Annotated in this window: 23 protein-coding genes; 6 read left to right on the top strand and 17 right to left on the bottom strand. The window is 59.9% G+C overall.

What is annotated here, in order from left to right; genetic code table 11:
* Positions 1 to 191: 191 nt before the first annotated feature.
* Positions 192 to 2,045, bottom strand: coding sequence for an ABC transporter ATP-binding protein/permease (locus RA29_RS05650; protein ID WP_039683618.1), 1,854 nt, complete (start codon positions 2,043 to 2,045; stop codon positions 192 to 194).
* A 79-nt stretch (positions 2,046 to 2,124) separates the two neighbouring features.
* Positions 2,125 to 3,465, bottom strand: coding sequence for a LysM peptidoglycan-binding domain-containing protein (locus RA29_RS05655; protein ID WP_082029455.1), 1,341 nt, complete (start codon positions 3,463 to 3,465; stop codon positions 2,125 to 2,127).
* Positions 3,466 to 3,591: 126 nt separating this feature from the next.
* Between RA29_RS05655 and RA29_RS05660 the strand changes: the two genes are divergently transcribed.
* The gene (locus tag RA29_RS05660; protein ID WP_039683622.1) at positions 3,592 to 4,131 is read left to right on the top strand and encodes a TIGR00730 family Rossman fold protein; all 540 of its coding nucleotides are present in this window, start codon (positions 3,592 to 3,594) and stop codon (positions 4,129 to 4,131) included.
* A 153-nt stretch (positions 4,132 to 4,284) separates the two neighbouring features.
* Here RA29_RS05660 and RA29_RS05665 read toward each other — a convergent pair whose 3' ends face one another.
* From RA29_RS05665 to RA29_RS05685, 6 genes are all read right to left on the bottom strand, one after another.
* On the bottom strand, positions 4,285 to 4,884 hold the full coding sequence (locus RA29_RS05665; protein WP_039683624.1) for a superoxide dismutase: 600 nt from the start codon (positions 4,882 to 4,884) through the stop codon (positions 4,285 to 4,287).
* An 86-nt stretch (positions 4,885 to 4,970) separates the two neighbouring features.
* Entirely contained in the window at positions 4,971 to 5,375 is a 405-nt protein-coding gene (locus RA29_RS22770) for a hypothetical protein (protein ID WP_152612937.1), read from the bottom strand.
* Positions 5,376 to 5,452: 77 nt separating this feature from the next.
* Positions 5,453 to 6,022: a sarcosine oxidase subunit gamma family protein gene (locus tag RA29_RS05670; RefSeq protein ID WP_039683626.1), complete on the bottom strand. Its 570-nt coding sequence runs from the start codon at positions 6,020 to 6,022 to the stop codon at positions 5,453 to 5,455.
* On the bottom strand, positions 6,015 to 9,029 hold the full coding sequence (locus RA29_RS05675; protein ID WP_039683627.1) for a sarcosine oxidase subunit alpha family protein: 3,015 nt from the start codon (positions 9,027 to 9,029) through the stop codon (positions 6,015 to 6,017). The genes RA29_RS05670 and RA29_RS05675 overlap by 8 nt, the downstream gene beginning before the upstream one ends.
* A gap of 100 nt (positions 9,030 to 9,129) precedes the next feature.
* Positions 9,130 to 9,459, bottom strand: a complete 330-nt coding sequence (locus tag RA29_RS05680) for a sarcosine oxidase subunit delta (RefSeq protein ID WP_039683629.1) — start codon at positions 9,457 to 9,459, stop codon at positions 9,130 to 9,132.
* A gap of 87 nt (positions 9,460 to 9,546) precedes the next feature.
* The gene (locus tag RA29_RS05685; protein WP_039683631.1) at positions 9,547 to 9,765 is read right to left on the bottom strand and encodes a hypothetical protein; all 219 of its coding nucleotides are present in this window, start codon (positions 9,763 to 9,765) and stop codon (positions 9,547 to 9,549) included.
* A 200-nt stretch (positions 9,766 to 9,965) separates the two neighbouring features.
* Between RA29_RS05685 and RA29_RS05690 the strand changes: the two genes are divergently transcribed.
* Positions 9,966 to 10,151 (top strand): hypothetical protein, encoded by a 186-nt coding sequence (locus tag RA29_RS05690; RefSeq protein ID WP_039683634.1) that lies wholly within the window; start codon positions 9,966 to 9,968, stop codon positions 10,149 to 10,151.
* A 64-nt stretch (positions 10,152 to 10,215) separates the two neighbouring features.
* Here RA29_RS05690 and RA29_RS05695 read toward each other — a convergent pair whose 3' ends face one another.
* Positions 10,216 to 10,473 (bottom strand): hypothetical protein, encoded by a 258-nt coding sequence (locus tag RA29_RS05695; RefSeq protein WP_039683635.1) that lies wholly within the window; start codon positions 10,471 to 10,473, stop codon positions 10,216 to 10,218.
* A 106-nt stretch (positions 10,474 to 10,579) separates the two neighbouring features.
* Positions 10,580 to 11,824 carry a sarcosine oxidase subunit beta family protein gene (locus tag RA29_RS05700; RefSeq protein ID WP_039683637.1) on the bottom strand — a complete coding sequence of 415 codons (1,245 nt, stop codon included), beginning with the start codon at positions 11,822 to 11,824 and terminating at the stop codon, positions 10,580 to 10,582.
* A gap of 206 nt (positions 11,825 to 12,030) precedes the next feature.
* Between RA29_RS05700 and ccmI the strand changes: the two genes are divergently transcribed.
* Genes ccmI through RA29_RS22350 form a run of 3 tightly spaced genes read left to right on the top strand, consistent with a single transcriptional unit; the run spans position 12,031 to position 13,960 of the window.
* Positions 12,031 to 13,248: a c-type cytochrome biogenesis protein CcmI gene (ccmI, locus tag RA29_RS05705; RefSeq protein WP_039683639.1), complete on the top strand. Its 1,218-nt coding sequence runs from the start codon at positions 12,031 to 12,033 to the stop codon at positions 13,246 to 13,248.
* Entirely contained in the window at positions 13,245 to 13,721 is a 477-nt protein-coding gene (gene ruvX / locus RA29_RS05710; protein ID WP_039683641.1) for a Holliday junction resolvase RuvX, read from the top strand. The genes ccmI and ruvX overlap by 4 nt, the downstream gene beginning before the upstream one ends.
* Complete coding sequence (locus RA29_RS22350; protein WP_082029442.1) at positions 13,718 to 13,960, top strand: DUF1289 domain-containing protein; 243 nt, start codon at positions 13,718 to 13,720, stop codon at positions 13,958 to 13,960. Before ruvX ends, RA29_RS22350 begins: the two co-directional genes overlap by 4 nt.
* Before the next feature lie 21 nt (positions 13,961 to 13,981).
* Here the strand turns inward: RA29_RS22350 and RA29_RS05715 are convergent, their stop codons facing one another.
* The 5 genes from RA29_RS05715 to RA29_RS05735 all read right to left on the bottom strand — a co-directional run bounded on the left by RA29_RS05715 (position 13,982) and on the right by RA29_RS05735 (position 19,436).
* Positions 13,982 to 14,719 carry a hypothetical protein gene (locus RA29_RS05715; RefSeq protein ID WP_039683643.1) on the bottom strand — a complete coding sequence of 246 codons (738 nt, stop codon included), beginning with the start codon at positions 14,717 to 14,719 and terminating at the stop codon, positions 13,982 to 13,984.
* Positions 14,716 to 15,537 (bottom strand): sulfite exporter TauE/SafE family protein, encoded by an 822-nt coding sequence (locus RA29_RS05720; RefSeq protein ID WP_039683645.1) that lies wholly within the window; start codon positions 15,535 to 15,537, stop codon positions 14,716 to 14,718. Before RA29_RS05720 ends, RA29_RS05715 begins: the two co-directional genes overlap by 4 nt.
* A 28-nt stretch (positions 15,538 to 15,565) precedes the next feature.
* Complete coding sequence (gene dusA, locus RA29_RS05725; RefSeq protein ID WP_039683647.1) at positions 15,566 to 16,576, bottom strand: tRNA dihydrouridine(20/20a) synthase DusA; 1,011 nt, start codon at positions 16,574 to 16,576, stop codon at positions 15,566 to 15,568.
* Between the two features lie 311 nt (positions 16,577 to 16,887).
* A complete protein-coding gene (locus RA29_RS05730) occupies positions 16,888 to 17,823 on the bottom strand; it encodes an alpha/beta fold hydrolase (protein ID WP_039683648.1) in 936 nt (311 codons plus the stop codon).
* Between the two features lie 218 nt (positions 17,824 to 18,041).
* Positions 18,042 to 19,436, bottom strand: a complete 1,395-nt coding sequence (locus tag RA29_RS05735) for an NAD(P)/FAD-dependent oxidoreductase (protein ID WP_039683650.1) — start codon at positions 19,434 to 19,436, stop codon at positions 18,042 to 18,044.
* An 84-nt stretch (positions 19,437 to 19,520) separates the two neighbouring features.
* Between RA29_RS05735 and RA29_RS05740 the strand changes: the two genes are divergently transcribed.
* Positions 19,521 to 20,117: a TetR family transcriptional regulator C-terminal domain-containing protein gene (locus tag RA29_RS05740; RefSeq protein WP_193743471.1), complete on the top strand. Its 597-nt coding sequence runs from the start codon at positions 19,521 to 19,523 to the stop codon at positions 20,115 to 20,117.
* Positions 20,118 to 20,367: 250 nt separating this feature from the next.
* On the opposite strand, the gene RA29_RS05745 is transcribed toward RA29_RS05740, so the two are convergent.
* Together RA29_RS05745 and RA29_RS05750 are read right to left on the bottom strand one after the other, a co-directional pair.
* Positions 20,368 to 20,556, bottom strand: a complete 189-nt coding sequence (locus RA29_RS05745) for a DUF2783 domain-containing protein (RefSeq protein WP_039684058.1) — start codon at positions 20,554 to 20,556, stop codon at positions 20,368 to 20,370.
* A complete protein-coding gene (locus tag RA29_RS05750) occupies positions 20,553 to 22,184 on the bottom strand; it encodes an FAD-dependent oxidoreductase (protein ID WP_039683653.1) in 1,632 nt (543 codons plus the stop codon). Before RA29_RS05750 ends, RA29_RS05745 begins: the two co-directional genes overlap by 4 nt.
* Between the last annotated feature and the right edge of the window lie 3 nt (positions 22,185 to 22,187).

Below are 22,187 nucleotides of genomic sequence, written 5' to 3' on the forward strand. Positions count from 1 at the left end.
CACCTGTTTTCCGGGGGCGTTATCGCACCAGACCATATGTGCTTTGATCCAGCAATGGATCTGCGCCGTGCTCAGTCCTTGGATGCGACGCGCCTTCTACGCGCGGCTTCAGTCATGGCCGCTTTCACTCAGCGACTACGGGACGGTGGGCGGGGCGACTTTGACCGCAGGGCAAAGAGCGGCGCACGGCGTCACGCCTCATCCGCTTGCTGACGCTGCCACAGTTGCGCGTACCGCCCGTCATTTGCCAGCAGTTCGTCATGGGTCCCCGTCTCAACAATTTCGCCCTGTTCGAGAACGACAATCCGGTCCGCTTCCGCAATCGTGCTAAGCCGGTGCGCGATGGTCAGCACCGTGCGCCCCTGGCCTGCAGCGTTGAGCGCTTCCTTGATCTCCTGCTCGGTCTCGGTATCAAGCGCACTTGTCGCCTCGTCCAAGAGCAGGATGGGCGGGTTCTTCAGAAGCGTGCGGGCGATGCCCACGCGCTGTTTTTCCCCGCCTGACAGCTTTAGCCCCCGTTCGCCCACGGCAGTATCGTAGCCGTCTGGAAGCCCCATGATGAAGTCGTGGATCTGTGCAGCCTTGGCCGCCCGTTCGATGTCGGCAAATGTCGCCGCGTCCCGGCCATAGGCAATGTTGTAGCGGATCGTGTCATTGAACAGCACTGTGTCCTGCGGCACGACGCCGATGGCCGCGTGCAGGCTATCCTGTGTCACCTCGCGCACATCTTGCCCGTCGATGCGCAGCGCGCCCGAACCAACGTCGTAGAAGCGGAACAGAAGCCGCCCGATAGTCGATTTGCCGGACCCGGTGGAACCGACAATGGCAACCTGTTGACCGGGTTCGGCCACCACCGACACGCCCTTGAGAATGGGCCGCGCCGGGTCATAGCCGAAGTGCACGTTGTCCAGTTCGATGCGGCCACCAGTCACGTTCAAGGCCTTGGCGTTTTGCGCATCGACCACCTCAGCCGGTTGTTCGAGCAGATCAAACATCTCGCCCATGTCCACAAGCGCCTGCCGGATCTCGCGGTAGACCGTGCCGAGGAAATTGAGCGGCATGGTGATCTGGATCATGTAGGCGTTGACCATGACAAAGTCGCCCACGGTGAGCATGCCGTTTTGCACACCAATGGCTGCCATGACCATGACGCCAACAAGGCCCGCCGTGATGATCAGCGACTGCCCGAAGTTCAGGAAGGCGAGCGAGTAGCTGGTTTTCAGGGCCGCTGCCTCGTACCCTTCCATCGCCTTATCATAGCGGCCCGCTTCGCGCGCCTCGGCCCCGAAATACTTGACCGTTTCGTAGTTCAGCAGGCTGTCGATGGCCTTTTGGTTGGCGTCGGTGTCCTGATCGTTCATGACACGCCGCAGCTTTACCCGCCATTCGGTGACGGCGAATGTGAACCAAACATAGAGCCCGATGGTGACGGCTACGACGACCAGGTACCAGATGTCGAACAGGATCGTCAGAACAACCCCGATCATCAGAAGCTCCAGCACCAGCGGACCGATGGAGAACAGAAGGAAGCGCAGCAGGAATTCGACGCCCTTGACCCCGCGCTCGATGATCCGGCTAAGCCCACCGGTCTTGCGCGTGATGTGATAGCGCATCGACAGCTTGTGGATATGCTGGAAGGTTTCGAGCGCCAGCATCCGCAGCGCCCGCTGTGCCACGCGCGCAAAGATGGCATCGCGCAGTTGCTGGAAGCCCACATTCATCAGCCGCGCAACCCCGTAGGCCACGGTCAGGCCAATGGCGCCGAGGGCGAGGTCCGATACGCCCTCACCACTCAGAACGTTCACGGCGTCGCGGTAAAGGATAGGCGTGTAGACCGACACGAGTTTCGATAAAAACAGCGCCAGCATGGCCAGCACGACCCGTTTCTTTACCCACGGTTTGTCCGCAGGCCAAAGATAGGGGGCAACCTTGCGGATCGTGCGCAAGCCTGAGGCGCGCTCGGCTTCTGCCACTTTGTCCTTGGGGTCATTCGTTTGGGGCGCTTGGCCAGCGGGTGCTGACGACGCCGAGCGGTCTGCAGACATGCGGGTAGGTTCCTGACGTTCAGGGGCCACTATCTAAGGCAGGAAGAGACGAGTTGCCAGCGCAGCCGCCCATTTGGCATCAGTTGGGAAGCGCAAACACCTGGCCCGGAAAGATCAGATCGGGATCGCGGATGCGGTCGCGGTTCGCTTCGAATACCTGAACATAGAGCGTGCCCTCGCCATAACGGTCGCGGGCGATGGCCCAGAGCGTGTTGCCGGCCTGTACAGTGATCTGCTTAGCGGGGCTGTCTACGTCATCCGTCTGCGCCAACACCTCGGGGTCTTCTCGGCGGAAAGGGGTTTCGACGCGGCTGGTGACTTCGCCTTCGGCGTCCAGCTCGTCCACCCGCAATGTGTAAGTGCCGGTGTCGATCTGGGGCAATGCGCCGTTCCAGCGGCCGTCCGCCGTTACATCAAGATCCGCCACAGGCGTGTTGTTCACGTAGACCCGGACGGTATCTGCTTGCGGTTGCGCACGGCCTGCAAGTTCAACGTCGCCTGCTGCGGAATAGCTGATGCTGTCGAGAGCGATATTGTCGAGGGCGTCTGGCGGTGTGTTGCCGAGCACCTCCACCCCATCTTCGGTGGATTTCAGGACTGTGACTTGCTGCGCCGCGCTTGCCTCTGCGCTTTCAACCGGAGTGACGGGGGCCGGCGTCGCGACATCTGCGGCAGCCACTGCTTCCGGCTCAGACGGCTGTACTGTGTCAGGCAAACCTTCGTCCTGCTCTGCCAAGTCTGCCTCAGTCGTTGCGGCTATGTCTTCCGAAGCGGCATCGTTCGGGGCTGTTTCCACGACGGTCGTTTCCGCGCCTTGGGGTTCCACTGCAGCCTGCGCAGTTGGCACCTCTTCAGAAGCGCGCGTAACGGGTGCATTGTCCGCAGTCTCAGTTTCTGGCGCGGTTTCGGCTGGCGCTTCGGCCACGACTTCCGGTTCCAGCGGTTCGGGCTGGGCTTGTGGGGCCAGGATCACCTCATCCACCGATGCGATTTCATCGACGCCGACGCGCTGCACAACCGTAAGCACCTGCGCCTTCGGGCTGGGCGGAAGGATGGTGATTGCAGCAAAGCTGCCGCTGTCATCCGTGGTCGTCTCGGTGTTTTCAGCGCCATCAAGCAGGACGGAGACCTTGCTGCCCGGTGCCGCACGGCCCGCAATGACCGTCAGCCCGTCCGGTTCAACGCGCACCTCGTCAATCGAAGGGGGATCAAGCGGAACCGCGACGTCCGGGGCTGCCTCGGCCTTCGGTTCAACGGCAGCAACTTGCGGTGCGGTCGCGACCTCCGCCGGTTGAACCAGAGTCGGCGTCTGCTGGTTTGCGTTGATGTAAAGGCCAGCGCCAATGGCGGCTGCAATCACAACCGCCACCGTACCCACAAGGGCACCGTTCAACCCGGCAAATGCCGCCCATTTGGACATGTAGACCCTCTCCACCGCACCGGTTTTCCCGGTTTCGTTGCGCTTGCATAACAGGCGGCGCTATAGCGGTCAAAATGAGGGCGTCACAAAACCATCACTTTCGCGCGTCCGTTACAGGAGCACCACATGTCCCATCTGTCTGTTTGCGTCTATTGCGGGTCCCGCTCGGGCGCATCGCCCACCTTCAGCACCGAGGCGGAGGCCCTCGGCGCAGGCATCGCGGCACGCGGCTGGCGGCTGGTCTACGGCGCAGGGGACGTCGGCCTGATGGGGTCGGTCGCCCGTGCCGCACAAGCCGAGGGCGGCGATACGTTCGGTGTGATCCCCCGCCACCTGGTCGACTGGGAGGTCGGAAAAACTGACCTGACCCGCTATGTCGTGACCGAGACCATGCACGAACGCAAAAAGGTCATGTTCATGAACTGCGACGCTGTCGTCGTCATGCCCGGCGGAGCCGGATCGCTGGACGAGTTGTTCGAGGTGCTGACATGGCGGCAACTTGGTTTGCATGAGAAGCAGGTCGTTCTGATGAATGTCGAAGGGTATTGGGACCCGCTGGTCGACCTTTTGCAGCACGTGGTGACAAAGGGGTTCGCCGACAAATCACTGCTGGACTACTACTCAGTTGTCGATGGAGCTGCTGAGGCACTGGCGGAACTGGGTTAGGCACCGGCTGTAACGGGATCAATCCGCAAAAAGCGATCCTCGTGATGCCCGACGTCGCTTCAACCTGGCCTCTTCGTTCCATCAAACACAAATGAAAAGGGCCGGCAACAAAGCTGCCAGCCCCCACAAAGCCGCATTGGGCGGCCAGACCGATCACATACGGCTGGCGACGTTTTCCCAGTTCACCAGGTTGTCCAGGAAGTTGGTCAGGTAGGCCGGGCGTTTGTTCCGGAAATCGATGTAGTAGGAATGTTCCCACACATCGCAGCCGAGCAGAGCCGTTTGACCGAAGCATAGCGGGTTCACACCGTTTTCGGTCTTGGTCACCTTCAGGCTGCCGTCCTTGTCCTTGACCAGCCACGCCCAGCCAGACCCGAACTGGCCCGCACCGGCGGCGGAAAACTCATCCTTGAACTTGTCGACCGAGCCGAAGCTCTCGGTCAGTGCCGCTTCCAACTCACCGGGCATTGCGCTGTCACCAGGCCCCATCATTTCCCAGAATTGATTATGGTTCCACAACTGGCTGATGTTGTTGAAGATGCCATTCTGCGCCACAGCACTCGCGTCATAGGTACCAACGATGATCTCTTCGAGCGACTTGCCCTCCCACTCGGTGCCTTCAATCGCCTTGTTGCCGTTGGTTACATAGGCGTTGTGGTGCAGGTCGTGGTGGTATTCCAGCGTCTCTTTTGACATGCCTTTGGACGCAAGTGCGTCATGAGCGTAGGGAAGGTCAGGAAGTTCAAAAGCCATGCGGGGCCCCTTTCAAGTATTTCGAGGTTGTGCCTGACAGATTGTGCGCAGGTGAGCAAGTTCAAGGCGAAAGGGGCCGAATTTGCCTATCCGTCAAACCGGCCCGGCGCACATTGTCCACGTCCATTGATCGAGTTCGTCACGCCACGCAGCGATCCGGTGACTTGCACCGTGTTGCGTTGCGCATTCAACACCGCCCGATACCCGATGGTTGCAGGACGTGGACGCGCAGGCAAGTTACTGATGCGCCATGTCAAAACATATGATCCATCTCGCCGTTGACGTACCCGTGCCGGAATAGGCTTTTCATAAACTTCCCGAATGAACACGTCGAAGACTTCAGTCTTTCCGCCATTGTCGGGAAAGCGAAAGACAATAACCGGTGATATGAAGCCATCACCGGTATCTCGGACATTACACACCAAGTCGAGCGCAAGGGCCGGTGTGCTAAAACCACACACTACAGCGCATGCTAAAAGAAAGCGTTTCATTTCTGTTCCCTCGAGCTTAGTTGTCTGACGCTGATGCGCGACAAAGCATGCAAGCTCAAGAAATAATTCACGCAAATCTAGAAAAGATCGACGGCGCTGCCCTTTTGCGCGGCGACTGTCAGCAGGTCAAAGACGTACTGGGCGTGGCTGCGAAAACAGATGATGCGGAAGCAATCCGTATCCTGCAGCCAGAAGGCCGCAGGCACTTGTGCCATTCGGGTGCGTCGGAACATCCCCTTGGTGAACTGATCGGGAGCCAGATCAACCGGCGCCAGCTTGGCCAAAACCTCGCGGGCGTATGGGCCTGAGACCTCAAAAACTGCACGCGCATCGGACACATCCACGCAAAGGCTGTGCACTCCGTCGAGTGTCGACTGCATCTTTTCCAAGTTGGCCGCGACATCTTCATAGGAGCAGAGCACCAAAAGCTCATCGGGTGACATCCAGCAAATGCCGCGACTGTCGTCGCAGTTCGCATGACCCTGCCCCGGCACATCAACGCTTGCCACCGCTGTGGCTGCCGCTTTGATAACTGGATCGCTCAGATCGCCGCGCAGGGTGATCATGCCCTGCATCGGCACTTCGACGACCGAAGCAATTCCATCAGACCATGTGGCACCGTTCAATGCGCTTAAGGGGTTAGACATTCTGCTTCTCCCCTTCGGGATCGTAAAAGACCGGGCTCACGATCTTGGCTTGATAAGTGGTCCCGTCAGTGCCGGGGAACGCAACCACTTCGCCCATGCGCTCTGGCCCGTGCAGCACAAGGCCCATCGCGATACCTCGGTTCAGGTTCGGGGAGTGGTAAGAGGAAGTCACACGCCCCTGCATGGTGCGTTGACCGTTTTCATTTGCGCCATCGGCCATGGCATAGGCCCCATCCGGCAGGACGGAGCCATCGACGGTTTCGAGCCCGACAAGCCGCCACCGCTCCGGGTCGGTCATGTGTGTGCGCTCTTGCGCCCGTTTGCCGAGATAGTCGTCCTTCTTCTTGGACAGCGCCCAGTGCAGGCCGAGGTCCTGGGGAATGACGGTGCCGTCGGTTTCGTCACCGATCATGATGAACCCTTTTTCGGCGCGCAGAATGTGCAGCGCTTCGGTGCCGTAGGGCATGACAGCCAGCGCATCGCCGACAGTCATGAGCGCGTCCCAGAACGCCTGCCCTTCGGAAGCTTTGACAGCGATTTCATAGCTCAATTCGCCCGAGAACGAGATGCGGTAGACCCGAACCTTAAAGCCGCCAAGCGTGCCATCGGCCCATTCCATAAAACCGAGCGTTTCGGCAGACACGTCCATGCCGCCCAACGCTTCGAGCGCCTTGCGGGCATTGGGGCCAACCACGGCAATCTGTGCATATTGTTCGGTGACGTTGGCGACATAGACCTGCATGTCCCACCATTCGGTCTGCAGCCATTCCTCTATGTGCTGATGGATGCGCTCGGCCCCGCCGGTGGTAGTGTGGCAGAGGAAGGTCTCTTCGTCGATCCGAGCCACGACGCCGTCGTCGATCAGGAAACCGTTTTCGCTGCACATCAGGCCGTAACGACATTTGCCTGGCTTCAACGTGCTCATCATGTTGGTGTAGAGCAGGTCGAGAAATTTGCCCGCGTCCGGCCCCTTCACGATGAGTTTGCCAAGGGTGGAGGCATCGAGCAGGCCGAGATTTTCACGCACATTCTTAGTCTCGCGCATCACCGCGTCGTGGACGCTTTCGCCGCTGCGCACATAGGCATACGGACGTCGCCAATGGCCCACTGGTTCCCAGTTTGCGCCGTTTTCATCGTGCCAGGCGTGCATGGGGGTCCGGCGGACGGGTTGGAACACCTTACCCCGTGCCTCGCCCGCGATGGCGCCCATCGAAATGGGCGTGTAGGGCGGGCGGAAGGTGGTCGTGCCGGTCTGCGGGATCGGCTGGTTCAAGGCGCCCGACAAGATCGCAAGCCCGTTGATATTGCTAAGCTTGCCCTGGTCCGTCGCCATGCCGAGCGTTGTGTAACGCTTCGCGTGTTCGACGCTTTCGAACCCTTCTTGCGCGGCAAGCTGCACATCCGACACTTTGACGTCGTTCTGATAGTCGAGCCATGCCTTGCTGCGCAGCGGAGCCCCTGCCCCCTGTGGCATGAGCCAGACAGGTGCCAATGGCGCCTCTTCAAAGCTGGTGGCATCGGGTGCAGGTTTGGGTGTGACCTCGTACCCGGTCGCACGTGCTGCGGCATGACCCATGGCGTGCGCGTCTCCGACGATCTCGGTCAGACCGAAATGACCGTTGGCGGCACCGGCCGGGCTGACGAAGGCCGCACCATCGGCCCCCGTCGGTGCTTTATCCACATCGGGGCGGAACATGGCGAAATCGTTGTCCCAGAGCAGCTTGCCGCCGCAATGCGACCATAGGTGGACGACCGGGGACCAGCCGCCTGACATCGCGACCGCATCGCAAGCGAATTCTTCCCGTACGGCCCCTTCGCCTGCCTGCAAACAGACAGCGACGCCGGTGACACGTTTGCCCCCCAGAACCTTGGCAACGCCGTGGCCCATCATCACGCGAATGCCCGCAGCTTTCGCTTCGGCCATTAGCGGGCTGTCCGCCGGTAGGACACGCGCGTCCAGAATGACCGGAACGTCCAGTCCCGCGGCTTTCAAAGCTATTGCAGTGCGGTATGCGTCGTCATTGTTGGTGACAATGACTGTGCGGTCGCCGGGGCTGACACCGTAGTTCACAACATAGTCGCGCACAGCAGAGGCCAGCATGACACCCGGAACATCGTTGCCCGCAAAGGACAGGGGACGTTCGATAGCGCCGGTCGCCGTGATGATGTGTCCGGCCCGGATACGCCATAGGCGGTGACGCGGGCCATCTGTTTCGGGCGCGTGATCTGTCAGACGCTCGTAACCGAGAACGTAACCGTGGTCGTAAACCCCCGCCCCCATCGTGCGTGTGCGCATCGTGACATTCGGCATGTCAGACAGTTCTGACACCAATTCGTCCACGGTCTTATCCACAGGCTTGCCGTCAATTCCGCCGCTGTCAACGGGCGCACGACCGCCCCAATGGGCCGTCTGTTCGAGGATTAGGACACGCGCACCCGCCTGAGCCGCTGAGCGCGCGGCCAAGAGACCAGCAATGCCGCCGCCGATCACCAGAACATCGCAGAACGCATGAAAATGCTCGTAGGTGTCCGCATCTCGCCCCTTGGGCGCTTGTCCCAGCCCGGCAGCCTGCCGGATGAAGGGTTCGTAGAGATGTTTCCACAATGGGCGCGGGTGGATAAACATCTTGTAGTAAAAGCCCGCTGGCATGAAGCGCGCCAGTTTGGCATTGATCACGCCCACATCGAATTCAAGGCTGGGCCAGTGGTTCTGCGAGGTGGCGAGCAGCCCTTCAAACAGCTCGGTCGTAGTGGCGCGCTGGTTGGGTTCGAACTTCCCCTCGACGCCAAGGTTCACAAGGGCGTTCGGTTCTTCAGCACCAGCCGCGACAATGCCGCGCGGGCGGTGGTATTTGAAGGACCGGCCCACAAGCATCTGATCATTTGCAAGCAGGGCCGAGGCGAGCGTGTCGCCCTCGAACCCGCGCATCTGCTGGCCATTGAAGGTGAAACGCACCGCCTTTTCCTTGTTCAGAAGGCGGCCGCCTGTCGCAAGACGTGTGCTCATGTGCGGGCCTCATCGCCGCGGCGAGCGTAGGAGCCTCCCCTTGCGGTGGCAAAGCCACCTGTCGGGCAGAGGGCAGTCGTATTTTCAGTCAGAAGAAACATTATGCGAGGTCCCTCCACGCCCAGCCGGGGCGCTTTTCGGATATAGTGTCGAGGATCTCTTGCGGCGGTTCAGTGACCTGTGCCGAATACGTCCCGAACACTTCAAGCGTTGTCGTGCAGCGCGCCGCATGGAACCACTTGCCGCATCCATAGACGTGCCGCCAGCGTTCGAAATGCACGCCCTTGGGATTTTCGCGCATGAACAGGTAGGTTTCGAAATCCTCATCCGATGATCCCGGGCCGAAGCGTTTCAGATGCGCTTCGCCGCCTGCGTGGAACTCAGTTTCTTCGGCGGTTACGCCGCAATAGGGGCAAGTCAGTATCAACATGCGCGCGCTCCGGTTTGATGAGCGGACACGCAAAAGGCGGACGTCCGAAGACGCCCGCCCTGTGCGGTCCGAATACGTGGGGAGGAGTTATTCGGTTGGTACCGCCATGCCTGCAGCACCTGTCGAGTCGATGGCAGTCGGCGCGATGGCGTCCGGTGTCGGTGCACCTTCGCGCCCGCCGGACCCGACAGAGCCGAGGAGGGCCAGCAGGGCGACAACCGCCACGATGACCGCAAAGGAGATAAGCAGCCCGTGGCCCGACACGCCGTCGCCACGATGGATATTCGGGTTTGGATAGTCTGACATGGGTAAGCCTCCATTTTCTGGAGCTTCATGTCATCACGGGGACCAGTCTGTGCAATGGGAGCGCCGGAAAGGATCCAAAACGGGCCGATGGCAGCCGGTTTCACGGAAATTAGGCGGCCACGTTCCGCCGGTTTGGTGATTTTGCGTGACCTGACCGGCAATTCTGTGCCACTGTCAACTAAAGTTGACAGGAGGTCATCATGGATCACACAACGGGCGCCATTCTGGTCTTTGGCGCAATCGCCGTGGGCGCGGTTGTCATGTTTCTGCTGGAACGCCGTGCCGCCGCCAAGCGGCTCGAGGCGCGAGGCGGGCGCGAAGTGGACGTCGCAAGCCTGATTGCCTTTGGTTCTGCTGCCGGGGAAGGCAAAAAGACGCACGAGTGACCCGTGCGTCTGATGCGGGCCAGGGAGAGACCCTGTGCCCGAAAGAATGGACTTGCTTGTTGGCTTAGTTCCCTTCGCCCGATGCAGCACCTTCGACAGCATTTGCGGCATCTTCGAGTGCGGAACCCGCCCCTTCGATTGCTGCTCCTGCTCCTTCGATGGTGATGCTGACGTCATCGCCGGATGCACCTTCGCCCGAGAACACGGCGTAGGCCAGAACAGCCACGACAACGACAAGGATACCGACCACAAAGGCAAGCTCTGCCTTGCCCCCGGAATTCGTGGTTGTATGGTTCGTACCTGCTTGGTCTGTCGACGACATGTGTCGGCTCCTTTCGATCTGTTAGTCGGAAGGGAAACGTCGTCTTTCGCAGGTTGGTTCCGGAAAAGCAGTTTCGACCTGCCAGCGGCAAGGAATACGGATGCGTTCAATGCGCTACTCCCGCCGCCACGCTTTCGTCGATGAAACGGCCCTCGCGGAAACGGTTGAGGCCAAACTCGTCCGTCAGCGGCGACCGCCCCTTTGCCATGAGTTCAGCCATGGCCCAGCCCGATCCCGGGATCGCCTTGAACCCACCGGTACCCCACCCGCAGTTAATGAACACTCCGTCGATGGGCGTTTTCGACAGAATCGGCGAGCGATCACCCGTCACATCTACAATCCCACCCCATTGCCGCAGCATCTTGAGCCGAGAGATCATCGGGAAGGTTTCGATCAGAGCGCGCACCGTTTCCTCGATATGGTGGAAAGAACCGCGCTGGGTGTAGTTGTTGTAGCCGTCGGTGCCGCCGCCGATGACCATCTCGCCCTTGTCGGACTGGCTCATGTAACCGTGGACCGTGTTGGCCATTACCACCACGTCCATGCAGGGTTTGATCGGCTCAGACACCAGCGCTTGCAGCGCGACGGATTCAATGGGCAGACGGAAGCCCGCCATATCTGCCAGATGGCCAGAGTGACCTGCCACCACGATGCCGAGCTTGTCGCAATCGATAGGTCCCTTGGACGTATCGACACCCACGACCTTGTCGCCGTCGCGGCGGATTGCCGTAACTTCGCATTTCTGGATCACGTCCATGCCCATGTCAGAACATGCGCGTGCGTAGCCCCAGGCCACGGCATCGTGACGGGCGGTGCCGCCACGCGCTTGCCACAGACCACCGAGGACGGGATAGCGCGGGCCTTCAAGGCGGATGATCGGCACGAGTTCCTTGACCTTTTCGGGGCCGATGAACTCGGTCTTGACCCCTTGCAGCGCATTGGCATGGGCGGTGCGTTGGTAGCCGCGCACCTCGTGATGGGTCTGGGCCAGCATGATGACGCCGCGGGGGCTGAACATGACGTTGTAGTTCAAATCCTGGCTCATCGTCTCATACAGGCTGCGCGCCTTTTCGTAGATGGCGGCCGAGGGGTCCTGAAGATAATTCGAGCGAATGATCGTCGTGTTGCGGCCAGTGTTGCCACCACCGAGCCAGCCTTTTTCAAGGATGGCGACATCGGTGATGCCGAAATTCTTGCCCAGATAGTACGCCGTCGCCAGGCCATGCCCGCCTGCGCCGACGATGATCACATCATACTTCTTCTTCGGCTCGGGCGCGCGCCAGGCTCGTTCCCAACCGGTGTGGTAACGGGCAGCCTCTCGAGCGATAGCAAAGGCGGAGTATCGTTTCATATGCGGCCGTCCCGAACCCTGGAATCGCGATGCGGATGTCTGACGTCTTAATCGCCTTTACGTGCAGGAAAAGGGACCGCACGCGCGTCGCTTTTTGGCGGATTTGCGACACGGGTTCCCATGCTGCGACATCACGGGCCAGACATGGCCCCTTTTGCGTGGCGCATGCAGGGGTTACATGACGTGAAGGCTTGGATGTGAGGCGCATGTATTTCTGGACCGTCACCGCTCTTTTGACACTTGCAGCAATAGCAATGCTGGCCCGTGCAATGCTGCGCGGCTCGGTCGGAGACCGCCCCCCAGCGGCCTATGATCTGGATGTATATCGTGACCAGTTGCGCGAGGTGGACCGCGACCTGGCGCGCGGCGTGGTCTCGGAAGCTGATGCAGACCGGGTGCGCGCCGAAGTATCACGGCGCATTTTGGCCGCTGATGCACAACTGCAAAAGCAGGAACAGAAGCTGGATGGCTCGGGCGGATACATTTCGCTGGCCCTTACCGTCGGCGCAATCGTCGTTGGGTCTTACTTCATCTACAATGAATTGGGTGCGCCGGGCTATGGAGATCTGGCGCTCGCCGACCGGATAGAAACGGCCCAGCTTCTGCGCGAAGAACGCCCAAGCCAGGCAAACGCCGAGGCGAGCGTCGGGGAACAATCTGCACCAGTGAACGAAAACCCGGATTACGTGGCCTTGGTCGAGCGTCTGAGGCAAGCCATCACGACGCGCCCGAACGACATAGAGGGTCACGAACTGCTCAGCCGGGCCGAAGGACGATTGGGCAACTTTGCCGCAGCCCATGCCGCGAAGGCAAAGGTGATCCAGTTGAAAGGGCCTGATGCGACGGCAACCGACTTTTCCGAATATGCCGACCTGTTGATCCTTGCCGCGGGCGGATATGTTTCGCCCGAAGCGGAAAATGTGCTGGAGCGCGTGCTGTCCATGGACCCTACCGATGGTCCCGCCCGCTACTATTATGGGCTGATGAATTCCCAGACCGGGCGCCCGGATACGGCGCTGCGCATCTGGGACCAGTTGCTGCGCGAAGGACCCGCGGACGCCCCTTGGATTGGCCCCGTTTCTGCACAAATTGAGGATATCGCGATGCGCGCCGGGGTGAACTATGCGTTGCCCGCGATTGGCACGGGCCGCGGTCCGGACGCTGCCCAGATCGAAGCAGCCCAAGACCTGAGCCCGTCAGAGCGGATGGAGATGATCCAGGGCATGGTGTCCGGCCTGTCCGACAGGCTCGCGACCGAGGGCGGACCTGTCGAGGATTGGGCACAGCTGATTTCGGCCTTGGGTGTGCTTGGCCAGATGGATCAGGCCCGTGCAATTCTGATCAATGCGCGCGACGTTTTCGGCGACGACCCGCGGGCGGCTGACATCCTGAGCGAAGTGGCCGACCGCGTGGGCCTCGAATGATCACGGACGATACGGACGCTTTTCTGGCTGCCTTGCCCCCGCTGCAAGCGCTTGTGGGTCTGGACCTGGGCGACAAGACCATTGGCGTCGCAGTCTCTGATACGTTCTGGTCCGTCGCCACACCCCTTGAAACGGTGCGCCGCAAGAAGTTCGGCGTCGATGCTGCGCGGCTGCAGGACATCCTCGCCGAACGGCGCGTGGGCGGCCTTGTCCTTGGCCTGCCCCGCAACATGGACGGGACCGAGGGACCGCGCTGCCAGTCCACCCGCGCCTTTGCGCGTAACTTCGAACGGCTTTGGGACGGCCCCATCACCTTCTGGGATGAACGGCTAAGCACGGTGGCTGCGGAAAAAGCGCTGCTTGAGGCGGATACGACACGTAAACGTCGCGCGGAGGTCATTGATCACGTGGCTGCCGGTTATATCTTGCAGGGCCTGCTGGATAGGCTGGCAGCAATGAAGAGGCAGGCATGACCGACGTTCCCCGTTCAGCAGTCTGGAAGCGCAACGAGATCGAGAGCCCGTGCGTCCAGATTTGCGTGATCCATCCCGAGACACGGCTGTGCACAGGTTGCGCACGCTCCATCGACGAGATTGGCGGCTGGAGCCGCATGAGCCCGGAAGAACGCCGCGCTATCATGGATGAGCTGCCTCAGCGCGAGGCAGCACCAAAAGGCCGCCGCGGCGGACGAGCTGCACGCCTTAAACGATAGCTGCGTGCGGTTGAGGCGATGTCAGGGTGCGGTGAGCCATTGGCGCGCATCCGTGAACTCTGGTCGGAAAAACGCAATCATACGTCCATCGCCATCCGGCCCGTCCCAGGGCTGTGTTCCGTGCAAGGCGAAACGATGGATCAGGAAGGACTGTCCAGGACGTGCACAGATTGGAACCGGCGCGCACTTTTCGAACACGGTGCGCCGTGCGGCTTGGTAGATATCGGTCACGTCGACCTTTCGGGGGTCCTCGTCTGCGACGGCATCAGCCAGCGCAGCCTGCATGATGACATGGCTGCCCGACCAGACAACGGTTGGTGACGCCGTGGCTTCGTTCAAGGGCAGGCCCAAGATATAGGCGTGACATTCACGCGGGAACCGACGGCGTTCTGGCCCTTCGGGCAGGAGACCGTCCACATGGGCCGCCATACGGGTCTGGCGAAAACGGTGGTTGGCCTCGCTCTGATCCGGGTCGCGCATGGGATAGCCGGGATAGACAATGGACACCTGTGCGGCATGAAGCGGAAGATCGGGCACATGCGCCTGCCACGGGCCCTCGAGCGGCACGCCATCGACGCTCCCCTGCGCATCATTCGGCAAGAGATCGACGCCCACGAACCACGTCTTTCCGTGTCGCAGGTTGGCGGCCCTTGTTTTCGGATCTTGCGCCAGCCGTGTCGCAGTTGTCCGCGCAACCTCGGCCCAATGCGCTGTGCGCGGATCGTGGTCGAAAACCACAAACCCGTCGCGCGACATCATCCCAGGACAACCTTGCGCAGCATGTTGAGTGCGACCAGCACGAGGAAGACCGCAAAGACCCGCTTGAGCGGGCCAGGATCCATCGCATGCGCCAGCTTGACACCCCAAGGCGCGGTGATCAGCGTCATCGCGATGATGATCCCAAAGGCGATCAGATTGACCGCACCAATGGTCATCGGCGGCACAGGCCCTTCGACCCCGACGAGAAGGAAGCCTATGACCGACGGAACCGCGATCAGCACACCAAAACCCGCAGCGGTCGCGACAGCACGGTGGATCGGGACGGAAAACAGGCTCATCATGGGAACACCGAAGCTGCCACCGCCGATGCCCATGAGGACAGACAAAAAGCCCATCGCAGGTGACAGCGCGGCACGGCCAACGCCCTTGGGCATGGCTGGTCCAACACGCCAGCTTGCCCGACCAAGGCCCATGTAGAGCCCAACGACAAGGGCGAGGATGCCGAAGATGGCTTGCAGCGTCGTTGACCGCAATTGCGCAACAAGAAGCATGCCAAGCACTGCCCCGATCACGATGCCGGGCGCCCACCCTTTGAGGATGTCCCAATCGACAGCACCCTTTTTGTTGTGGCTCATCACTGAACGGACAGATGTCACAATAATGGTCGCAAGCGACGTGGCCAAACACATCTGCATCAGGTCGGGCCCGTCATATCCAAGCGTTTGAAAGGCATAAAAGAACGCAGGAACAAGCACGATGCCGCCGCCGACGCCGAGAAGGCCGGCCAATACGCCAGCGAACGCCCCTATGCCCGCAAGGACCAGTGACATCTGGATAAGTAGAACTGTGTCCGGCATCAGGCACCCCACGCAACGTCGCGTGGTGCTACACCGCTTTGGCGTCAGGGGCCAGTGCCGTCACGTGGGCGAGCGCCGCGTCCACAACTTCGGGGCCCGCACCGTCGCGTGTGGCGCCCTCGCTCAGCACACGGCGCCAGCCGCGCGCACCTGGACGCCCCGCAAAAAGACCCAGCATATGCCGGGTGATCTGATGCAGCCGCCCACCGGCGGTCAGATGCGCTTCGATATATGGCAACATCGCAGCCACGACGTCTTCGGCAGAGGTATCCGTGCCGGAGCCGAAGACCCTGCGATCTGCCTGCGCCAGAATGTCTGTTGGTTGGTGATAGGCCGCCCGCCCGATCATCACACCATCAAGGCCACTGGCCAGCAACGCCTCGGCCTGCTCGAGCGACGTGATCCCACCATTTATTGAGATGTGCAAATTGGGAAAAAGCCCCTTCATCCGCTGCACAAGATCGTAATCCAGCGGAGGAATGTCGCGATTTTCTTTTGGGCTAAGCCCCTTGAGCCAAGCCTTGCGGGCGTGGATCGTAACCCGCTCGCAGCCCGCAGCCACTATGCGCGCGAGGAATTCGGGCAAAACCTCCTCGGGGTCCTGGTCATCGACGCCGATGCGACACTTTACGGTTACGGGCACGTCGACCGCAGCACGCATTTCCGCCACACAAGCCGCGACCGTTGCGGGGTTCCGCATAAGGACCGCGCCAAAGGTTCCCGACTGCACCCTGTCGGACGGGCAGCCGCAGTTCAGATTGATCTCGTCATACCCGACCGCAGCCCCGAGACGTGCCGCCTGTGCAAGCTCGGTCGGGTCAGAGCCCCCAAGTTGCAGAGCAACAGGATGTTCTGCCGGATCATGATCCAAAAGATGAATGGCGCGGCCCCGTACCAAGGCTGGTGAAGTCACCATCTCTGTGTAGAGCAGCGCATGTGCGCTCAGTTGTCGATGCAGGTAACGGCAATGCCGATCTGTCCAATCCATCATCGGCGCAACGGACAAGCGCGCGGCATTGGTGGCTGCATTCGTCGGCATTGGGCTCTCTCCTGAGGTCGGGCAAATCCCGAAACCGGCCTGTGGTGTACACGATGTTCGGTTGACAGATAATGCCCCGCCCATCTGGCGCAAAGGCGATCTTGCATCAGCGATTAGGTCATTGGTGGCAAGAGGTGAACCCTGAAATCGGGTTTAAGCACAGAGCCACCTACCGCATCTTACAGTGGAGCTTCGACCAGCTTTCTGAAGGACGCGCTTTGCACCAGTCTAACCTGCGGATCGTCCCCAATCGCTTTCCGAGGCCACTAAGCCAACAGGCAGTACACGCACGTTGGTATCGGGAAAGCAGTTCAGACTTTACCGACCTGACGTGCGACTGACTTCACCCATGCGGCCTCATTCATGTTCATTTTCATAGGTATTTCGATCCAATCCGCAACATCATCAAACAGCTGCGCGCTGTCCGGTTCGTCCAAAAGCCAGTGCCCATGTTGATCGTAAATCTTCAGAGTCGTCGGCTGGGGTGCGCGGGAATAATAGTCAGTGATACACCCGACAACTCTGGCAGGCACGGCACGATCCCTGCGGGCGGCGACCGTAAGCGTTGGTATGCGCAAGTCTTTTGCCCGGACCTCAATGCCGTTGGCCATGTCCGCGAAAAGCTTGCCCGGCTCGAATACCATCTGTGCGTGGGCTCGATCCTGCTGCGGTGTTGGCAACCGATGGAAAAGCACATGCTTGGCACCCGTACGCCAAGCCCTGTGGTAGCGCGTTTCATCGCCTGAAAAAAGCACGTTGGCAAAGCACCAGAGCATTCCGACCGATCTGTTTCTGATCGCTTTCGGCGGTGCAGGCGCCAGGAACACGGCCTTGCTGCAAAGACCCTCCACCGCAAGAACCTGTGCGATCAGGCCTCCCATCGAGTGACCGATAACAACCGGTGGCAAACCTGTGCGGGACGTCGATATCCGACAAAACGTCCGTGCCTCTTCGACAAAATCGGGGAAACCGATCTCAGGCGCAGTCCGCACCGAAGGGCTGCGCGGTCGGAGCATCTCAAGCAGCGTTGGTGCGAGACATGTCATACCGCGCGCTGCCAAATGAGCCTGCATCGCCCCCCAAACCGATCCGGTGCAGCCCAAGCCATGGATCATGAGTATCTCGCCGATCTCATTCGCAGGCTTCAAAGCAACGGTCAGCGGTGCCAACCAGTCTTGATCGGCCTTGCCTGGCTGAACGTCGCCTGGTGCGGCAGCGCGCAAGCGATGTGGCAGAGCGTCTTTCATGTCAATCGCCGCCCAAAACAGCGACAAAGATAGCGACGGCTATGGCGATGATGATCGCTAGTCTGGAACGCTCTTTCTTGTTCATGCCATCAAGGTCCTGTCGAATTACGTATTGCCGCTATGTGCCGAAGCCGAATACCTGGGCTCTTGTGAAAAAGAGCGGCATTGATCAGAGGGCATGTTCGCCAAAGACTTAACGCCTTCAACGAGGCGCTGGCTCACGACTGGATCATCCCCAAATCCGCCGCAACGGCCGCTGCTGCTTTGCGACCGCTGCGAATGGCGCCCTCCACATGGCCCGCGAATGTGTCGTCCAGCTCAGCTCCGGCAAATTTCACCAGACCTTGCCAATCAGCGAGTTGTCTTGCCGCGTCAGACGGGTGCCCGTTTCTTATGTACCCATTGTAACCGCCGCCGCTCCATTTCTCATCGACCCAGACTGCCTCGTGCACTTCAATTGGGCGCGATGCGGCCTTACCCAAGACCGCAGAGAGGTCTTGGAGCAGCAGGTCCTCACGCTTGCCTTTGCAAAAATTGGCACGGTAGCGCGCTTCGGGGCCGCCAAGGAAAGCGGTGAGTTGGGACACGCCACCTGTCTCGTAACTTGTGTCCCGGACTTCGAGGCCCATGGGCGCGTCGAACGTGATCGAACCGCTCAATCCTTTGCTGCGCCAAAAGGGTCGATCATAGACCAGCGTCGACTTAATGATATCCCCGGGTGCAAAGGCCAATAGCAGCCGAACAAGACGATCGTCGTCGCCGACATCAATGGCCACGTGTTGCGCCACTGAGGGCGGAACGGCAACGATGGCACGCGCAGCCCGCCATTGCCGATCCTTTGTCGTGATGTACAGACCGTTGCCTTCGGCGGAAATGCCGGTGATGGCGGTGTTCAACTCAGGTCGCTGCGAAAGCTTTGCAGCAAGCCCCGATATGATCGAGGACATGCCAGCGGGAAATTGGAACTCAAGCTCGCCACGATCCGAGGCGTAAGCGTCGAACAACCGGCGTACGGCGACGCCGTTGATGATATCCGGGTTAGCGCCAAACTGCTCGGCAAACATCGTTCTGATCAAGGCTTCCTCTTCCGGGTGGAGAAGAAGCTGTCGAATGGCAGCGCCAAGGCTGCCCTTTGGTGGTGCATCGCGCGTAGTGACGAACTGCAGACCGCGCCGCGCTTCTCCAAAATCGTCCCATGGGCTGGTCCACCAATGAAACAGAGATCGAAACGACCGCACCGCATCACCCGGCGAAGACCATGACCGGATGGCGTCGTAGAGCAGTTCCTCGACTTCATGTGCCGACACATACTCGTCTCTGGGCAGAACTTCTCCGTTCACGAGACACAGATCTTTGCCGGTCGCTGGAATGGGCGATACATGCAGACCAGCCTCTTCCGCCAATTCCAGAACAGCGCTCATGTCGCCGTTGATCGTCTGTGCGCCGCGCTCGAACAACGTGTCCCCGTCCCGCGCACAGGTATGTACCCGACCACCCAGACGTGACTGCGCCTCAAGAACCTGACAGGACACACCCAATCGTTCGAGTTCTGCGGCAGCGGCCAGCCCTGCGGCGCCACCGCCGACGACCACAACCTTGACATCATGCGTCACTTTGGATCCTCCTGAACTTGAGCAACCGCTCAATTGAGCAGATGCTCAAGTTGCAAAGCAGTTTCAAGGTGCTGGGAGAAAAATGTGCAACGTTTGTCAGGTCAGGAACGCCGTTTGCAGATCGTGGAGGGCGCGTATCAGGTCATTCTGCAAAACGGCCTGTCAGGCACCGCCACCCGCGACGTCACACGTCACCTTGATGTGGGATCTGGCCTGCTACACCACTACTTCAAAACCTGGGCGGAGTTGCGTGCAGAAGTCGTAAGAACATTTATTTTCAAGGAAATATCGGAGCTTGAAGCATCAATGGCCGAGGTTCCTGTAGAGCGCCTCACCCAACATTTTGTGGATTGGATGATCTCGGATCCCGACGACCAGTTTTGGGGCCTCTGGCTTGATGCCATCGAGGAAGCTCGGCGTGATGACGAACTTGCAGAAATCATCCGAGACGGACACATGCGTTGGCATGCTGTCATCGCGGATTTGATCAAACGCTGCGTAGACGCTGAGCAGGGAAAATGTGATGCCCCCGTAACCGCTGCTTGGCGGATTTCTGCGTTGATCGACGGTTTGATGGGCATTTTAGCGCTTCAACAAACAGCGCTGTCACCCTCCGCGGTGAGACAAATTGTTAAGCAACAGATTGCGCTGGAACTGGGAAAACACCCCAACTTGCAATAGCGGCTTCAACATAGGTTCCACGTCGCCCACACCTCCCACTTTCAAGGCATTTATGGTGAGTACCTGACGCGCCTTGTCGACTTGGGAACTTTCGGCCATAGAAGGCTTGCCTTATCATCAAATCCGCTTGGACGTACCGATAAGCCCTTTGCATGGGGCAAGGGTTTTAGTCTGACCTTGCCTCGTCGCAACGCCTTCAAGCGTGAGCTCGGCATGACCCTATCAAAGCTTCCAAAAGGCACCAAGCCCATCATCGCGTCCGCGCGGCCTTCAGGGCTTCCGTCAGAACAGAGCGCTCGCCGATATGGTTCGCAAGGACAAGGATCAGGCGTGCGTTGAACGCTTCGCTTTCCTCCTTGCTTAAGCCTTGGTGAGCTGCCAGCAACTCATCGTAGAACCCATCGGGATCGGGAATGTTGGGACAGAGATTAAGCGTCATGCGCATGCACCCTTTCCAACAGCAGTTCGAAACGCATCCGAAACGGTAACCGCATCCGCAACCGGCCATCGTGCCGCAACATGTTGGTCGGGTCGGATAAGGTAGACGGCGCTGTCCTCCGCGCCCAGATACCGTTCACGCAAGGCACCCGACGGGTCTGCCGCATCCGTCGTAAGCTCAAGCATCGTAACCAGAATGCCATCAACATCGGACAGCACCGGCGCCTCTGTGTTGATCGCAAGCAGGGTGAACCCCCCGGTCAATTGGTCGAGCAGAAAACCCTGCGCCAAGGGCGCATCAACGCAAGGCGCGCCGACACGTGTTCGATCCGGTCCATCAAGCAAATCCGGCCCATTCAGCGACAAGCCGTCATAGACACAAGGCACCGACAAACGCCCGGAATTGACCATGGGGCGGGCAAAGCTGTGCACCTTGGCAAGTTCGAGTATAGCGTTTCGAAACGTTTTACTCATCTCACTTTTCGGCGTCAGAAAATCCGTCGCCCGGGTCGAATTCAGGATGTTCTCATCCGCGCCATGCACACGTTCTTCGGAGTAAGTGTGGAGCAGGGTTTCAGGCGCGAGATTGCGTAGCACCAGATCCAGTTTCCACGCGAGGTTGTCAGCGTCCTGTATCCCGGAATTTGCGCCCCTTGCGCCGAACGGCGATACCTGATGTGCGCTGTCCCCGGCAAAGATCACGCGGTCATGCCGGAACTTGTTCATACGTCTGCATTGGAAAGTATAGATCGACGTCCATTCCAGCTCGTATTCCGCACCATCGCCGAGCATCGCATCAACACGGGCGCGGACATTTTTCTCTTTCAACTCCTTGTCGCGGTCGATGTCCCAGCCAAGCTGGAAGTCGATGCGCCAGATGTCATCGGGTTGCTTGTGCAGCAGCGCCGATTGCCCTGCATCCTTGAACGGCGGCTCGAACCAGAACCACCGCTCGGTCGGGAAATCTGCCGTCATCTTGACGTCTGCGATCAGAAAGTTGTCCTCGAACACACGACCATCGAAGCTGAGCCCCATCATATCCCGGATCGGGGAGCGCGCACCGTCGCAGGCAATCAACCATTCTGCTTCGATCTGGTAGGGTCCGTCGGGCGTATCGACATCCAATAGAACGTGATCGCGATACTGTTTTGTTGCAGTGACTGCATTGCGCCCACGGATTTCAATCGGCGCGCCCTCGGCTTGTGCGGCCCGGATCTCCTCCACGAGGAACTTTTCAAAGTATGGTTGTTGCAGATTGATGAAGGCCGGGCAGCGATGTCCATCTTCAGGCTGCAAATTGAACTGGAAGACTCGGTCGTCGCCGTGAAACACCTTGCCCACATTCCACACAATGCCCTTGTCGATCATGCGCTGACCGGCGCCCAATCGATTGGCAATCTCAAGTGTGCGCTTGGCAAAGCAGATGGCACGGCTGCCCTGCCCGACCCCTTCATGGTCATCCAGGACCAGAACCGGTGTCCCCTTGCGCCCAAGATCAAGGGCAAGGGCCATGCCCACGGGACCGCCACCAACGACGACAACCGGGTGCCGTTGCGCTGGCAGCCTCTGCGCCGCAACAGGTGCGTATGGATAAAGCTGAAAGGCTATGTCGTAGCGCACATCGACCATGAC

Origin of the sequence: Tateyamaria sp. ANG-S1, from assembly GCF_000814025.1 — a bacterium.
In the GTDB taxonomy this organism is placed as follows: Bacteria; Pseudomonadota; Alphaproteobacteria; order Rhodobacterales; family Rhodobacteraceae; genus Tateyamaria.